Below are 15,952 nucleotides of genomic sequence, written 5' to 3' on the forward strand. Positions count from 1 at the left end.
TGAGATGATAGGCACTATATCTTTCCACCATGAAAAAAGCTCCAGATTTCAGGAGCTTTTTCCACTTACGACGATAAGACAGAAAGCGATCAGGTCGCCAAAGTCATCAAACTCGCATTGCCACCGGCAGCCGTGGTATTCACGCACAGTGCCCGTTCAGCCATCAAACGCCACAATGGTATTTCTACATGGTCATGGGTTTCGACGACTGAGACGATGGCATCATCCAGACCGGCAAACAAAAGTTTGTAGTGTGACAGCAAGCCACCTTCCACCAGGGCCAGCTGGGCACCACATTGTTCTGCTTCGGCAGTGATGAGGAGCTTGCTGACTTCAGCTGGCAAACCGGCAGGCAGGATAGCCATGGTTTGCGCAGGCAACACTGGCAGGTTGCCGGTAGCCAGGGTTGCCGCCAGTTGATTGACGAGACAGTTGACGGTGGTCGCCGCACAGAAGATACGGCCACGTGGTGCAAATGACAGGGTATTGCGTTCACCCGTAGGGCCAGGCAAGACCTGGGTCACTTTGTAAGGGCTGTTGTGGGCATAGTGCTCACCCAAATCGGCGATTTTTTGGTGACCCTGTTTTTGCGCCCAGACCAGCAAGGCTTCCAGCGCAGGCGGTGACTGGCGTTCATACACGGTATGTCCACCCAGGCCAGTGACAGGTGTGCGTTGCAGGCGTTTCAGGTAGAGCGGGCCACCAGCTTTGGGGCCGGTACCGGATTTACCTTCACCACCAAAGGGTTGTACTCCTACCACCGCACCAACGATATTGCGGTTCACATAGATATTACCGACATGGGCGCGACTAACAATGAAATCGATGGTTTCATCGATACGGGTATGGATGCCCAGGGTCAGGCCAAAACCGGTGCCATTGATCTGGTCTATCAATGCAGGCAAGTCGCTGCGCTTATAGCGCAAGATATGCAGTACCGGGCCAAAGACTTCTTTTTTCAGGTCGGCCAGGTTGGCGATTTCCATGACGGTAGGTGCAACAAAGGTGCCGGCGCGGCAAGTGGCTGCCAGGTCCAGCGTGTAGAAGGACTTGGCCTTATCACGCATGCCATTGATATGGCTCATCAAATTGTTTTGTGCTTCAGCATCGATGACGGGGCCGATATCGATGGCCAGGCGGTCAGGCTGACCTATGCGCAATTCCTGCATGGCACCGTGCAGCATCTCTATGGTCTTGTCGGCGATATCTTCTTGCAGACATAGTACACGCAGGGCTGAGCAACGCTGGCCGGCACTGTCAAAAGCTGAAGACAATACATCATTGACGACTTGCTCAGGCAAGGCGCTGCTGTCAACGATCATGGCATTTTGTCCACCAGTCTCGGCAATCAGCGGGATATCGATGCCTTCAGCCACTGCACGTTTCGCCAGTGTACGGTTGATGATTTGTGCGACTTCGGTGGAACCTGTAAAGATCACGCCCTTGATGCGGTGATCAGCTACCAGTTGCGCACCAACGACTTCACCCGTGCCTGGCAAGAATTGCAGGGCACCGCGCGGCACGCCTGCTTCATGCATGAGTTGTATGGCGCGATAAGCGATCAACGGGGTTTGCTCTGCCGGTTTGGCCAGCACCACATTACCTGCAGCCAGTGCAGCACTGACTTCACCGATAAAGATGGCGAGCGGAAAATTCCATGGGCTGATACAAACGACCGGCCCCAGCGCCTGGGTATTGGGCAAGCTTTCTACCTGGGCTGCGTAATAGCGCAAAAAGTCTACTGCTTCGCGTACTTCTGCCAAGGCATTCGGCAGGGATTTACCGGCTTCACGTATTGCCAGCGCCATGAAGTCCAGGGTTTGCGCTTCCAGCAAATCGGCGGCTTTCTTCAGGGCGGCGGCACGTTCTACCGGCGCTGTGGTTTGCCAGTCCATCGCATATTGTTCTGCTGCATGCAGGGCGGTTTGCACATCCTGGGCATCGGCTTCGATGACTTCACCAACGATATCGAGCTGGTTCGCTGGGTTATTCACAGGGCGCGCCTGGGTAGCAGAAACCTGGCCATGCAGGATGGGTGCCGCTGTCAAACTTTGCTGGCTGCTCTCGGCAAAGTGGGCACTGATTTTTTGCAATTCCAGCTCATTCGAAAAATCCAGGCCAGCAGAATTTTTTCTTTCCTTGCCAAACAAATCCTTAGGCAAGGCAATCGCTGTATGTGGGGCACCAGCCAGTTCACGCGAAACCGCAATCGGGTCGGCCAGCATGGATTCTATGGATACGCTTTCATCAACGATCTGATTGACGAAGGAGGAGTTAGCACCGTTTTCCAGCAGGCGGCGTACCAGGTAAGCCAGCAAGGTCTGGTGTGAACCTACCGGGGCGTAGATACGGCAAGGCTTGTCTAGCTTGTCTTTACCCACTACCTGGTCATACAAGGTCTCACCCATGCCATGCAGGCACTGGAATTCATAGTCAGTGATACCGGCTTTTTGTGCCCAGGTATAAATGGTCGATAAGGTCAGCGCATTATGCGTGGCAAACTGTGGATAAATCACATCCGTTGCGGCCAGCAGTTTTTGTGCGCAAGCCAGGTAAGACAAATCGGTGTAGACCTTGCGGGTGTAGACCGGGAAGCCACTCATGCCATCGACCTGAGAACGCTTGATTTCTGCATCCCAGTAAGCGCCCTTGACCAGGCGTATCATGAACTTGCTGCCACTACGACGTGCCAGGTCAACCAGGTAGTCGATCACAAACGGGCAACGTTTTTGATAACCTTGTACGACGAAACCTATGCCTTCAAAACCTTTCAGGTCGGCATCAAAGGCCAGTGCCTCCATCAGGTCCAGCGACAATTCCAGCCTGTCAGTTTCTTCTGCATCGATATTCAGGCCTATGTTGTATTGCTTGGCCAGCAACAGCAATTTTTTCAGCAGAGGCAACAATTCATTCATCGTGCGCTCACGCTGGGCACGGGAATAACGCGGGTGCAGGGCAGACAGTTTGACGGAAATACCAGGACCATTCTTGATGCCGCGGCCATTCGAGGCCTTGCCTATCGCGTGGATCGCAGTTTCATAGGCCTTGTAATAGAAGGCCGCATCCTTGGCAGTCAGCGCGGCTTCACCCAGCATGTCATACGAATAGCGATAGCCACGTTTTTCATTGTCCTGGCTGTTTTTCAGGGCTTCTTCTATGGTCTGGCCAGTGACGAACTGGTTGCCCAGCATGCGCATGGCCATATCCACGCCCTTGCGTATCAGTGGCTCACCACCCTTGGCGATCAGGCGCGTCAGGGCAGAACCCAGGCCTTGCTCGCTATTGGTGCTGACCAGCTTGCCAGTCACCAGCAAGCCCCAGGTGGCAGCATTGACGAATAGCGAAGGTGATTCACCCAGATGCTTGCGCCAGTCACCCTTGCTGATCTTGTCAGCAATCAGGCGGTCGGCAGTTTGATGGTCAGGTATGCGCAACAAGGCTTCGGCCAGGCACATCAGGGCCACGCCTTCTTCCGAAGACAATGAGAATTCATGCATCAGGGCATCGACACCAGAAGCGCGGGTGCGTTGCTGACGTACATTGCTGACCAGACGGTGTGCCAGTTCTGCAACACTCTTTTGCTGATCTGCATGGGGATTGACATTGCTGAGTAACCATTGCACAGCTTCAGGCTCAGGTCGGCGGTATACTTCTGTAATAGCAGTCCTGAGAGGGCTGGCAGGGGCGAGCAGCTCTGCCTGCAGGGCAGAAAAAGGGGAGTTATTGGTTGGCACAGTGGTCACAATCATATAAAAATAATCAAAACAAATATGATTTCATTGTATAGATGCTCTTCGAGGATTAATTCTGGAAATCAGAACATATATCGAAATTTTCTTTTTTGTGAGAAAATTATGCCGAATATTATTAATCACCACTGACACAGTTTCTGACTTCTTATGCTCGACAAAATCAGTAAAAGAATTCTGGCCGAATTGCAAAACGACGGCCGTATCAGTAATGTAGAACTGGCAACAAGGGTTAACCTCTCCCCTGCTGCCTGCCTGGAACGCGTGCGCAAGCTGCAAGAGTCCGGCTACATACTAGGATATACAGCCCAGCTTAATCCCCATCTGCTTGATGTGGCCTTGCTGGTTTTCATTGAAGTTGTGCTGGATCGCACGACACCAGACGTATTCGATGCTTTCCGGCGTGGCGTACAAGCCATCCCTGAAGTGCTGGAATGCCATATGGTGGCGGGTGGTTTTGACTATCTGGTCAAGGCGCGTGTCAAAGACATGAATGCCTACCGCGATTTCCTCGGCAAATCGCTGCTGCAATTGAATGGTGTGCGTGAAACGCATACTTATGCAGTGATGGAAGAAGTCAAGAATACCAGCTGTCTGCCTATCAAATAAACCCGCTGTCGATATCTCCCTGGGGAGTTTGTCATGGAAGCGCGCCTGGAACGCCTGGAAGCGGTGCAATCCGTGGTGTTGGAAATCAGCCGGATTTCTGCTTCCTCCAGCGATGTTACAGAATTCCTGCAAGCGGTACACCAGGCATTGGGCCGCATCATGTATGCGGCCAATTTCTATGTCGCTCTTTACGATAAACAGCAACACGCCATACGCTATGCCTATCGCGTCGATGAAATTGACGCGCCCATGGACCCGGCAGCCTGGTTTGTGCTGGCCTCCCCTGACCAGTCACCCACTGCCTGGGTCATACTGAATTGCAAGCCCTTGCTGATGACTGCGGAAGAAGATGCAGCCAGGGAAAGCGCCGTCATTGCCGCTGGTGGTGAAGCCTGGGGCAGCGGTGCCCGTGCTGAACACTGGATGGGTTGCCCGCTGCTGGACCAGCAAAAGCAGCCACTGGGGGCAATGGTCATACAAAGCTATGATGTATCGCATACCTATAGCGAAGAAGACCAGGCCCTGTTTGCCCTCATCGCCAATCATATTTCCACGTCCTTGCAGGCCGTGCAAAGCCTGGACCGCCTGGAGCAGGCAGTAGCAGACAGAACTGCCCTGCTGGAACATGAGGTGCAGGAAAGACGCCGTGCTGAAACCCTGCAAAGAGTCTTGTATGAAATCGCCGAATTATCCATCACCGCCACGGAAACCGAGCTGAAATTCTCGCGCCTGCATGACATCGTCAGCCAGTTATTACAGGTGCCAAATTTCATGGTGGCCCTGTACCTGCCTGAAGAAGATGCCTTCAGCATACAGTATATGCGGGATGAAAAAGACGCCGACCTCAGGGGCCAGCGCTTCCCCATGGGCGCAGGCATGACTTCTTATGTGGTGCATCAGCGCCGTGCGCAGCTGATAGACCAGCAGCGTTTGCAAAAGCTGGTCAGCGATGGTGAGATACAGGTGTTGGGCAGCAGCGACCTGGTCAGCTGGATGGGGGCACCCATGCTGGATAATGATTACATCCACGGCGTCATCATCGTCCAGAGCTACAAGGCAGATATCATCTATAGCGAGGCAGATCTTGATTTGCTGGCCTTCGTTGCCAACCATGTCGCCTCTGCCCTGGCGCGTATCAAGGCAGACAGCGAAATCCATGATGCCTATACCAGGCTGGCACTACAAAACGAGACTCTGAACCATACCCTGGCGGCCCTGCAAACTGCCCAGTCAGAACTCATCAGCCAGGAAAAACTGGCCTCGCTGGGACGCCTGGTGGCAGGTGTTGCCCATGAAATCAATACCCCGGTAGGCATCTGCGTGACAGCCACCAGCCACATGGTCGAAGAACTGGCCCTGATACGCAAAGACTTTGAGGCGAGCCACCTGAGCAAAGATGGTTTGCAGCAATTCTTCGATATCATGGACCAGTCCTTGCGCATCATGACCAGCAATTGCCAGCGCAGCGCCACCCTGATACGCAGCTTCAAACAAGTGGCGGTAGACCAGTCTTCAGAAAGCATGCGCGAATTTGATCTACGCGCTTATCTCGAAGAAATCCTGTTATCCCTGCATCCCAAGATCAAGAATAAAAACATCAGCGTCAATCTGCAATGTGACCCCGGCTTGCTGGTCAATAATTATCCTGGTGCGTTATCGCAAATTATCACCAATATGCTGATGAACTCCATCCATCATGGCTTTGACGGGCGTGAACAAGGCATAGTGACTATCCGTGCCCAGCTGGTGCAGGATCAGGTGGAGCTGGAATTCGCCGATGATGGCATAGGCATGGATGATGCTGCCCTGAAAAAATTGTTTGAACCATTCTTTACCACCAAGCGTGGTCAGGGCGGCAGCGGGCTGGGGGCGCATATTGTGTATAACCTGGTGACGGGGGCTTTGCATGGCACGGTCAGGGCGACTAGTGTGCTGGGAGAAGGATTGCGGTATCAGTTGCGGTTTCCGCAGAGGAGGAGTTTGCCGGTGAGGGAGGGGGGATAGGTTTGTGGTTGGGATATGTTTGTTTGCTGACCTGAACATACTTTCATGCGTGATTTAACGGTTGCAGGTCGGGGGTAGCCCGACAGCTACATTCTTTTCTTGTCTCGCCAAGAAAAGAACGCAAAAGAAGGCGACCCAGGCGTAGCCGCCCCTGCGGGGTTCCCGTTTGTGCAATACAAAAAATGGGAAGATCCGAAACTCGCCTTCGGCTCAAACAGCGGCTCTTCTTTTTCCATTTTCTGTACCGCACAAACGGCGTCTACACATGGGAACTGCGAAAGTCAAAAGCAACCCCAACCCCAACCCCAACCCCAACCCCAACCCCAACCCCAACCCCAACCCCAACCCCAACCCCAACCCCAACCCTATATCTCGTTGATCAACTACATTTAATGTAATTTGAATCGCAGTTGCATTGACGTTGTTTTTGACTTTGGGGTTGCTTTTGCCTTTCGCTGTTCCGATGTGTCGATGCCTTTGCTGCGAGGCAGAAAATGGATTAAGAAATACCCGTGTTTGAGCGTAGCGAGTTTCGGGGATTTCCCATTTTTTGCCTCGCAGCAAAGGGAACCCCGAAGGGGCAGCGACGCCTCGGTCGCCTTTTTTCGCTTACCTTTTTTGGCGAAGCAAAAAAGGTGAGTAGCCGCCGGGCTACCCTCGGCCTGTAAACTCAAATGACGTGTGCAGGTGACTAATAATCAGGCTAAAAACAATCCCAACAACCTCAATCCGGAAACCTCGCATTCACCATCAGCGCCTCATCCACATTGGCGATCATCAAGTCCACATAACGCGGATCAAGGTGGCTGCCGCTGACGCTTTGCAGGTGGCTGAGGACGGCGTCGAGTTCCCAGGCGGGCTTGTAGCAGCGGGCGTGCATGAGAGCGTCGAAGACGTCGGCGACGGCGACGATGCGGGCGTAGACGTGGATGTCTCCGCCGCGCAAGCCCTGTGGATAACCGCTGCCATCATATTTTTCATGATGCTGGTGGGCGATGATGGCGGCGGCCTTGAGTATCGGTCTTTGTGAACCTTCCAGTATCGATGCGCCTACGTCGGGATGCTGCTTCATGATTTCCCATTCAGCGACATCGAGCTTGCCGGGTTTCAGCAAGACGGCGTCAGGGGTCGCTATCTTCCCTATGTCATGCATGGGCGCGGCTTGCCGCAGGATATTCGCTTCATCCCTGGGCATGCCAGAAGCCACTGCCAGCAGGTAAGAAACCTCGGCCATGCGTTGCACATGGTTGCTGGCTTCATGCGAACGCGATTCCACTACGTCACCCAGGCGCATGATCATTTCGCTTTGGGTATCGGTGATTTCCTGGTTGAGTAAAATATTATCGAAGGCGATCGCTACGCCGGAAGAAAACACTTCCAGCAATTTGGCATCGATCTCGGCAACATCATGTACCCCTTTCAGTACCAGCAAAGATGCCTTGCCGCTGCTATTCGGGAAATAACCTACATAGGTGTCACCATTCAGGAGCGAGATGCGGTTGACGCAGGCTTCATGTAATTGCTTTATCAGCTCATCGGTAAAGATCTGGCTGTCATCCTCGAATTCACCTATCTTGGCCAGCACTTCATAACTGTCGGCACCCGAGATACCGCTGGCACCGCGCAGGCGCACCAGCAGGCTTTGTTCCAGCCGCAACAGGGCAACGACCTGCTGCAGCAAGCCATTGGCAAAATCATGCAGGTTGCGCTGCTTGAAGATATGGGCAGAGGCTTCGATGACACGCTCCAGGCCTTCGCGATACGTCGCCTGAAAACGCCTGGCCTGCTCCACATCCATGATGTCGCGATAGGCCCGCAGGGCGGCAAAGGTGGTGGTGAATAACTTCTTGCGGTCGAGTTCGGTTTTTTCCTTGTAATCATTGATATCGTAATCAACGATGACATTTTCTTCCGGTGCCTGGCCGGGCTGGCCTGTGCGCAAGACGATGCGGGTGAATTGATTGCCAAGGTCCTGGCGCAGCCAGCGCGCTACTTCAAGGCCGCTGTCTTCTTTTTCCATGACTACATCAAGAAATACCAGGGCGATATCCTGATGGCTGGACAGCATGGTTTTGGCTTCTGCACCGCTATAGGCATCCAGGAATAACAGCGGCCTCCCATCCATGCGAAAGCGGCTCAGTGTCAGCTTGGTGACGTCATGGATATCAGGCTCATCATCAACCAGCAAGACTTTCCAGGGCGGTGGTGGCTTAGCGTTTGATGACAAGAAAGACATGACGTATATCCTCTCAAAATCTGCATGGATGAGTCTGAATTAATTCAGCCTGCTTATGCTCATTATGTATGTATTTTTGTCATCTGTCACAAGAGGTATTTTTCTCGTTGCCGACGTCGCCAGCAAGGCCGACAAACCCAGGATCGCACTGCGCGTCATGATAAGGATGAACTGGAGCAAGCCTTGCGTGCCTGGCATATATACTCCGGTATGGGATGGGCTTGCCAAGGAATTGATTATACTGAGAATTGCAAATCCATCTTATCAGCCAAGATTTTGATTTTTCAGGATTTCACAAATGAAGCAATTTTGGAATAACTTATCGCCCATCTGGAAGACAGTGCTCGCCTGCATGGCCATGGAGGCCGTTTTGTTTTTCCTGCTAATGGTATTGAGCCGTTCGCTGATTATTTCAGTGGTGGTGCAGATCGTGTTGTTTGGTCCGCCTAGTTTGTTTTTTGCCCCTTTTCTGTATAAAAAATACAAAAAACTGGCTGAAAAGTCGCTGGGAGTGGGCACATGAGTCATAAAAAATTAAGCTACGACTGGGTCTGTCATGCCTGTAAAGCAGAAAACAGCAAGCAAGCCCAACAATGCCAGGTGTGTGGCTATGCGGCCTTTGCCAGCATGCAATCTATAAAAAACCATGAGAGTCAGCAGCGCAAAGCTGAATTTCAACTCTCACGCGAGCAGACAGTGCAAGTCTTGTTCTGGGTAGTGACGGGGATTATTGTGCTTTTGTTTAAATTTGCACTGATGCTGTGGATATGAAACGGGCATTTTGTGCCCACGTTGTGCTCACATTGTGCCCACATCATAAGACCACTCTCAATTTGTTGCATAATGACGCTTTTAGTCGGCATTTTCGTTTAAATACGAACTACCAAGTTTTCGCGGGTCCGCTTGAAAACTTGCTGCTGGCTTGTTTAATTTTGCTTCGCATTTCATGTCTACCTCTGCCCAAACAGTAACAACTCCTGACTTATCCACAGTGCAAACCCTGGCAGAATTATTTGCCTGGCGGGTAGCACAAAGCCCAGATGCAGAAGCCTACCGGCAATTTGATGATGCCCAGGGCCTGTGGATATCTTATTCCTGGCGCCAGACGCAAGAGCGCATGCTGGGCTTCATCAAAGCCTTGTCACCGCTGGCACTGGCCCATGGTTCCCGCATTGCCATCCTGTTGCCGAATGGCTTGCATGCGATCTGCATGGACCAGGCTACCCAGGCCTGTGGCTTCGTACCCGTGCCCATGCATGCGCTGGATAACCCGGCCAGTATTGCCTACATACTTTGCGATAGTGATGCCTCTTTTTTAATCGCTGCAACTGACCAGCAATGGAAAGACATCGCCGCGGCTGGCCTGGAATTGCCAGCCCTGCGCCAGGTCGTGGTCTTGCAAAAAATCTTGGACGCAGCGTCCTTGCCAGCCAGCGTGCCAGTGCTGCACATCGATGAATGGCTGGCCAGTGCGGCTCATTTGCAGGCCAGTGTAAAAGGTCCGGCAGCAGATGACCTGGCGGCCCTGGTGTATACCTCTGGCACGACCGGCAAACCCAAGGGGGTCATGCTGACGCATACCAATGTGATGTCAAATGTGAAGGCAGTTGTGCACAGGGTGTCGCCTGTCATCAGCGATGTGTTCTTATCCTTTTTGCCTTTGTCGCATACCTTTGAACGCACGGCTGGTTATTACCTGCCGGTGGCAGCGGGTGCCTGCGTTGCTTTCTCGCGCTCGGTCAAGCAATTGCCGCAAGATTTGCTGGAAGTACGACCGACTATCCTGATCTCGGTACCACGTATCTATGAACGGGTATATGGCGTGATCCAGACCAAACTCTCGGCATCAAAATTCCAGGCGAGTCTGTTCAATCTGGCGATTGCTACCGGCTGGCGCCGGTTCAGCCGCAGCCAGGGTTTGCTGAAAGGCGATGGCATGACAGGCTTGCTGGATGGTCTGCGCTGGCTGGTGCTGGACCCCTTGATCGCCAGCAAACTCAAGCAGCAATTTGGTGGCCGCCTGCGGGTAGCCGTCAGTGGCGGTGCCGCCTTGTCGCAGGTGATTTCACAATGCTTCCTGGGCCTGGGCATCCCTATCGTGCAGGGTTATGGCATGACCGAGACTGCTCCCGTGGTTTCCTTTAATGCGCCTGATGATAATGACCCTGCCACGGTAGGCCGTGCTGTGGAAAATGTCGAAGTACGCATAGGTGAAAATGCAGAACTCCAGGTACGTGGCCCGAATGTCATGCGCGGTTACTGGAAGCGTGAAGAAGATACCGCCAAGACTTTTATTGATGGCTGGCTGCGTACTGGTGACCAGGCTTCCATCGTCGATGGCCGGGTGCGCATCCTCGGTCGTGTGAAAGAAATCATCGTCACTTCCACCGGCGAAAAAATTGCGCCTGTTGATCTGGAACTGGCGATTACCAATGACCCGGTATTTGAGCAAGCCTATGCCTTTGGTGAAAACTCCCCCTTCATCGCCTGTGCCGTGGTACTTAGCCGTGCTTACTGGCTGGAATTGTCACGCTCGCTGGGCCTGGATGCTGCCTGCCTGAAATCGCCCAAGGCACAAGAGGCAGTCGTGCAGCGTATCAAGGACTTGACCAAAAACTTCCCCTACTATGCGCAACCGCGTGCGGCGGTCTTGACGCTGGAAGCCTGGACTGTGGAAAACACCCTGATTACCCCTACCTTGAAGCTCAAGCGCAATAATCTGCTCGCGCATTTTGCCGAGGATATCAAGGCTGTGTATAAACGCTGATAGCGCTGATAGTGCTGATAGTGCTGATAGTGCTGATAGTGCTGATCAAGAGGAGAGCGGTGCGCACGACACAGCCTGGTCTTGCATTGATTAAAATGGACTTATCCACATGCTGATGCGGACAACTGCCGCATCAGCATGCTTCATCCAAATGGGATGAAATCTATGCCATTCTGTATCTTGGCAATCACTTGCGCCTGATTCTCGGTACTTTCACTAAAGCCTGCCAGGGCAGTAGCTATAGTGTCTTTGCCGCTTGCCAATTGTCCCAGCCAGTAATCCATGCCAGGCTGGTCTGGTGCGCGATGCAATACATTTTGATAATAAGCAGTGATGACTTGCTCATTGCTCGGGTTATTCCCATATAACCTGTGGAACTCATCCGAGACCACAAAACTATTGGCAACGTCGCGCAGGGTCTGGCCCTTGTCCATCTGCCCTATCCAGTAACCCAGGCCCGCCAGGTCTGGCGTGCGGTTGAATGCCGCCTGGTAAATGCGGTAGGCGATGCCCGGCGTGCTGGTGATATCCAGCGCCACGGACATGTCGGCAAATTGCAGGCGCTCTACCTGGTTCAGGGTATCCGTGCCTTCCGCCCCGGTTTTGTCTTGCACGATAAAATTGACGCCGCTGGCAGTAACAGCAAAGTCAGCCCGCTTGCCCGCATAAACCGCCGTATCCAGACCAGCGCCACCATTGATAGTGTCATTTCCGGCCAGGCCGTTGAAACTGTCATTGCCGGCCGTGCCATTCAATGTGTCATTTGCTACCGTGCCTATGATGCCGCCGGGCACAGCCTTGGGGGCAGTCGTGAAGGAATAACTGCTGGTGCCTATGAAGTTATTGCCAGCCAGATCCTTGATGGCACCAGAGGGGATGCTCAGCTTGTAGGTGCTGGCATTGTTCAAGTCATTGGTCGGGTTGATGGTGACGATATTGCCATTGATGCTGACATTACTGCTCTGGGCAATGTTGTAGCTGGCGACGGTACTGCCATCAGCATTCAAGAGGCTGATCGTGCCACTACCAGCCTTGACGGCTTCACTGAAGGTCAGCACGATATCACTATTGGTGGCGACGCTGGTGGCCAGCGTCGCCGGGCTGAAACTGATGACCGTAGGTGGCGTGGTATCGCCAAAAAAGCTCAGCAAGTCCAGCACATCCTGGCCATTGTTGAAGACCAGTCTTTCCATATTGAACAGGGTGGCATGCAACTCGCCACTGGCGCCCGACAGAGTGTCGATATGCACGGAACCGTCTGCTGCTTTAGTGATGTGATAAGCAGAGCGCAGTGAAGTACCGAGATTGAGCGTGTCTATACCGCCTTTGCCATCCAGGGTAAAGGTCGAGGGATTGACAACGGTCCAGGTGTTATTGCCATCGTCGCCGACTATGGTGGTCATGATAAATACTCCTTAAAATCTCTGTTCAGGCATCCGCCTGCGTATGTACTCTGCCCTGCTGGTCTATTGCCAGAAAACGCAAGCCTGTTTGCCGTAAATACTCCACAGCATTTTCTTCCTTCAGCATGCCTATGGTGGTGCAACTGCCAGCCAGCGCAGCCACTGGTGCCAGCACGCTGATGCTGCGCCAATGCCTGACCGGCATGCCGGTCTGCGGATTCAGGATATGGCAATAACGCTGTCCGCCAACTTCAAGATATTTTTCATAATCGCCACTGGTGGCCAGCGCCCCCGATGTAAGCGGGATGCTGGCGGCTATCTTGTCTGGCTGGCGCGGGTCTTGTATGCCCATGATCCAGGCCTGACCATCTGGCTTGGGTCCCAGCACCCGTATATCGCCACCCAGGTTCACATAGCCATGCGTGACACTTGCCATTTCTAAGACGGAGGCTGCCCGGTCTGCGGCATACTCCTTGCCAAAACCACCAAAATCGATTTCCATGCCCGCCAGTGGCAATCTCAGCCTGTTGCCTGTTCTCTCCACCTTATGCCAGCCTATACGCTGGCATAAAGCCTGTAATTCATCAGCGGCGGGCACCCGCTGGCTCTTGAAGTCCCAGGCCTGGCGCAAGATGCCTGCGGTGATATCGAACAAACCATCGCTGGCTGCATGCAGGGCCTGGGCATAATCCAGCAAGGCCAGGGTTTCTTCATCACAGGTCACTGCATCTACACCTGCCTGACTATTGATGCGCGAGACTATGCTGTCTGGCCGGTAGCGTGAATACTTGAGCTCTATCCTTCTTACTTCGGCAATCGCTTCCTGTGCCTTGGCAAACATTGCCTGTTCGTCAGTATCCGCAATGACGACTTCACAGGCACTGGCCATGGCCTTGAAAGGGATGCGGTAAATCTGCATAAATCTGTCTTCACTAAAACTGTCTTGATATTCCCAGCTGTATGGTCCTGGCATCAAACGGCAATAAGCCCGGGCTGCCGCTGCCAAACAAGCGGTAAGAAGCACGTTGCTGGTATTGCTCAAACTTCACATCGACTTGCCAGTCTTCATTGATCTGCTTGGCCAGCTTGATACCCACAGTGCGGGCGCCATAGGCCGAGACCCTCTGGTCTTCTGAATAATTTTGTGCACCTTCGGGCGGGTTGGGTGCAAAAGGATAAATGTCCGGCTGTGCATTGACATAAAAACTGGCCGCGCTCTGGCTATAGATGCGTACGATCGGCGTGACGCTCCAGCCCTGGGCAAAAGGCTGGGTATATTCCAGGTTGAAGGTGTGCGACCTGATCTTCCAGCTATCGCCAAAATAGCGGTAGCTGATGCGTGCACTGCCGCCTGTGGCATCGAAATGATGGTTCCAGCGTGTCAGCAGGGTGTAGCTATTGCGTTCATCAGGGCGCTTGTCAAAAGCCTTGTAGGGATCAGACAAATAACCTTTGGCATGGGCCAGGCTGGCATTGAGCTGTACGATATCATTCATGCTCATGACCTGGGTCAGGCCGAGCAAGACGTCGGTCACCTGCTTGTTCTCACCTTTGACCCTGCCGGTGGAGGCGCTGACGGTATCATTGGCAAAGCCCAGGCCTGCAGTCCAGGTGGTATTTTTATCTTCACTGAACTGGCTGCCCTGCAGCGACATGCCACGCGAAATATAATCTGATTCGCTCGATGCGCTGGCACCCAGGGTCAGGGTGTGGTGGGCGAAATAACGGGTGACTTCGGCATCCAGTGCGCGGCGAAAGTCCCTGAGCTTGACCAGGCCATAACTATGAAAGGCTGGTGAGGCACCAGAGATACTGTCCGTCACATAGGTCGCACCGACTGACCATTCATCCGACAAGGGCGCCATGACTTTGAGGGCACTGGCCTGCACCTTGACGCGGTCTTCGCCGGGCTGGCTGTCCTGGTAATCGAGTAATTTCAGGCTGATCACGCCCTTGTCCGGAGCTGATTCTGCATGGGCAGCCTGCATCATGGGCAAGGCCAGCGCAGCAGCCAGCAAAGTGCTGGCGAGATTGTCCGGGCTTATGGGCTTGACTGGCTTCATGCTTTTTTCCTGGTCTTAATCATGCTCATGCTTATTCATCGATAGGGCTTACGCAAAATTGTCCCAGCAAGGCTACCGCTTTGTGAAACATCCCTTTCAAGGGATGTTTGTTTCGTCGGCAGACAATATATTGTCTGAAACCCCGACTACACCGTAGCGACGAAGACAGTACTTTAGTACCGAATCTTGCTAAATGCCGGAGCTACAACGCAGCTGGGGCGGTTTTACGTAAGTCCTAATTAATTGCAACCACAACCGCCGCCACCAACACCCGTGCCACCAAAGGCAGATTCCTTGCTCGAATAAGTATGTTCGGCAAATTTGCTTTCCAGTGCGTCGTGGTCAAATGTCATTTCCTTTTTGGCCAGCTTGCCTTTTTCCCAGGGCTGTACGGCTTGCACCAGCTGCATATTGCTGCAAGCTGTGCAGGACAGCACCAGGGCCAGCAAGGCCAGTGTGTGCAGATGTTTGATTTGCTTCATCATTTACTCCCCAGGCCCGCCTGTATGGCTTGTTCAATTTTCGCCTTGCCAGCGTCAGTAAAACCGGCATGCTGTGACAGTATCTTGCCATTCCTGTCTATCAGGATACTGCTGGGCATGCCCTTGATTTCATACGCGCGTGGCATGAGCCCTTTGGGGTCATAGGCAATATGAAAATTGCCAGGCGTGGATTTCAGGAACTCCAGCGCATCTTCCTGTTTGGTATCGAGATTAATGGCGACGACCTGGAAACCCTGTGCGCCATACTTGTTTTGCATGGCATTCATCCAGGGGAAAGATTGCTTGCATGGCCCGCACCAGGATGCCCAAAAATCGAGATAGACGACTTTGCCGTGATAATCAGCCAGTTGTATATTGCCCTTGCTGCTCTGGGCACTGAACTCAGGCGCGGGTTTGCCAGTTTCCAGTGCCAGCGCAGGCACACTTAAGGCCAGGGGGATGGCAAAAAATACTGCTGCCTTCAGATTCAGAAATTCCATGGTGCGGCCTTGCCCGTCGTGCAGGATAAGTGAGTGCAGCGCTGGATAGACCTGGGTCCTGTACCAGCAGCTTGCGTTTTACATCCATCATAAGCCCAGCGCAGAATAAATAAATCCTGGCATTGGTAAAGATACCGAG

General features: G+C 53.1%; 13 protein-coding genes. 6 read left to right on the plus strand and 7 right to left on the minus strand.

Annotated features, from left to right (window positions below; genetic code table 11):
• Positions 1-89: 89 nt before the first annotated feature.
• A complete protein-coding gene (gene putA / locus ACO0LF_RS05455; RefSeq protein ID WP_423012708.1) occupies positions 90-3,749 on the minus strand; it encodes a trifunctional transcriptional regulator/proline dehydrogenase/L-glutamate gamma-semialdehyde dehydrogenase in 3,660 nt (1,219 codons plus the stop codon).
• A gap of 150 nt (positions 3,750-3,899) precedes the next feature.
• On the opposite strand from putA, the gene ACO0LF_RS05460 reads away from it, so the two are divergent.
• Together ACO0LF_RS05460 and ACO0LF_RS05465 are read left to right on the plus strand one after the other, a co-directional pair.
• Positions 3,900-4,358 carry an Lrp/AsnC ligand binding domain-containing protein gene (locus ACO0LF_RS05460; RefSeq protein ID WP_110254407.1) on the plus strand — a complete coding sequence of 153 codons (459 nt, stop codon included), beginning with the start codon at positions 3,900-3,902 and terminating at the stop codon, positions 4,356-4,358.
• A 33-nt stretch (positions 4,359-4,391) separates the two neighbouring features.
• The gene (locus ACO0LF_RS05465; RefSeq protein WP_423012710.1) at positions 4,392-6,362 is read left to right on the plus strand and encodes a GAF domain-containing sensor histidine kinase; all 1,971 of its coding nucleotides are present in this window, start codon (positions 4,392-4,394) and stop codon (positions 6,360-6,362) included.
• Between the two features lie 724 nt (positions 6,363-7,086).
• On the opposite strand, the gene ACO0LF_RS05470 is transcribed toward ACO0LF_RS05465, so the two are convergent.
• Positions 7,087-8,598 (minus strand): DUF3369 domain-containing protein, encoded by a 1,512-nt coding sequence (locus ACO0LF_RS05470; RefSeq protein WP_423012712.1) that lies wholly within the window; start codon positions 8,596-8,598, stop codon positions 7,087-7,089.
• A 24-nt stretch (positions 8,599-8,622) separates the two neighbouring features.
• Between ACO0LF_RS05470 and ACO0LF_RS05475 the strand changes: the two genes are divergently transcribed.
• The 4 genes from ACO0LF_RS05475 (at position 8,623) to ACO0LF_RS05490 (ending at position 11,365) form a co-directional block, all read left to right on the plus strand.
• Positions 8,623-8,916 carry a hypothetical protein gene (locus ACO0LF_RS05475; RefSeq protein ID WP_423012714.1) on the plus strand — a complete coding sequence of 98 codons (294 nt, stop codon included), beginning with the start codon at positions 8,623-8,625 and terminating at the stop codon, positions 8,914-8,916.
• Entirely contained in the window at positions 8,897-9,121 is a 225-nt protein-coding gene (locus ACO0LF_RS05480) for a hypothetical protein (protein ID WP_423012716.1), read from the plus strand. Before ACO0LF_RS05475 ends, ACO0LF_RS05480 begins: the two co-directional genes overlap by 20 nt.
• Positions 9,118-9,369 (plus strand): hypothetical protein, encoded by a 252-nt coding sequence (locus tag ACO0LF_RS05485; RefSeq protein ID WP_423012718.1) that lies wholly within the window; start codon positions 9,118-9,120, stop codon positions 9,367-9,369. Before ACO0LF_RS05480 ends, ACO0LF_RS05485 begins: the two co-directional genes overlap by 4 nt.
• Positions 9,370-9,544: 175 nt before the next feature.
• On the plus strand, positions 9,545-11,365 hold the full coding sequence (locus ACO0LF_RS05490; RefSeq protein WP_423012720.1) for an AMP-dependent synthetase/ligase: 1,821 nt from the start codon (positions 9,545-9,547) through the stop codon (positions 11,363-11,365).
• A gap of 143 nt (positions 11,366-11,508) precedes the next feature.
• Here ACO0LF_RS05490 and ACO0LF_RS05495 read toward each other — a convergent pair whose 3' ends face one another.
• From ACO0LF_RS05495 to ACO0LF_RS05515, 5 genes are all read right to left on the minus strand, one after another.
• Positions 11,509-12,768, minus strand: a complete 1,260-nt coding sequence (locus ACO0LF_RS05495) for a DUF4214 domain-containing protein (RefSeq protein ID WP_423012722.1) — start codon at positions 12,766-12,768, stop codon at positions 11,509-11,511.
• Between the two features lie 25 nt (positions 12,769-12,793).
• On the minus strand, positions 12,794-13,687 hold the full coding sequence (locus ACO0LF_RS05500; protein WP_423012724.1) for an FAD:protein FMN transferase: 894 nt from the start codon (positions 13,685-13,687) through the stop codon (positions 12,794-12,796).
• A gap of 13 nt (positions 13,688-13,700) precedes the next feature.
• Positions 13,701-14,831, minus strand: a complete 1,131-nt coding sequence (locus ACO0LF_RS05505) for a DUF3570 domain-containing protein (protein WP_423012726.1) — start codon at positions 14,829-14,831, stop codon at positions 13,701-13,703.
• Between the two features lie 239 nt (positions 14,832-15,070).
• Positions 15,071-15,316 (minus strand): DUF4266 domain-containing protein, encoded by a 246-nt coding sequence (locus ACO0LF_RS05510; protein ID WP_423012728.1) that lies wholly within the window; start codon positions 15,314-15,316, stop codon positions 15,071-15,073.
• A complete protein-coding gene (locus ACO0LF_RS05515; RefSeq protein ID WP_423012730.1) occupies positions 15,313-15,813 on the minus strand; it encodes a TlpA family protein disulfide reductase in 501 nt (166 codons plus the stop codon). The genes ACO0LF_RS05510 and ACO0LF_RS05515 overlap by 4 nt, the downstream gene beginning before the upstream one ends.
• Positions 15,814-15,952 lie beyond the last annotated feature (139 nt).

Origin of the sequence: Undibacterium sp. Di27W (assembly GCF_049340345.1) — a bacterium.
Classification (GTDB): domain Bacteria; phylum Pseudomonadota; class Gammaproteobacteria; order Burkholderiales; family Burkholderiaceae_D; genus Undibacterium.